The following is a 256-nucleotide window of genomic DNA, read 5'->3' as shown; positions in this document are numbered from 1 at the left end:
CCGGTAAATTGTGGAGCGTCGCTGAATTGGCCGAACTCGCGGGACTCGTGCCGTACTTGATCGTCGACGAAGCCTATATCGACTTCACACCGACGTCGAGCATGGTGGCCCATCTTGATTCATTTGCGAATGTGATTGTACTGCGGACGTTATCGAAGGCGTTTGGCCTGGCCAACGTCCGCCTCGGTTTCATGGTCACGACGACCGAACTCGCCGCTTATTTCCGTCAGTTCGTCCCGCCGTTCAACATTAGCGG

General features: G+C 55.9%; 1 protein-coding gene. It reads left to right on the top strand.

From position 1 onward, the window contains the following. Positions 1-26 precede the first annotated feature (26 nt). Positions 27-256: aminotransferase class I/II-fold pyridoxal phosphate-dependent enzyme (locus tag ACSV5T_RS10065; RefSeq protein ID WP_438321038.1), on the top strand; the 230-nt coding region annotated here is incomplete at its 3' end.

It is taken from the genome of Veillonella sp. ZSJB6 (assembly GCF_051549505.1).
Classification (GTDB): domain Bacteria; phylum Bacillota; class Negativicutes; order Veillonellales; family Veillonellaceae; genus Veillonella.
Note: the sequence above shows the minus strand (reverse complement) of the source record. Positions and strands in the feature narration are given on the sequence as shown.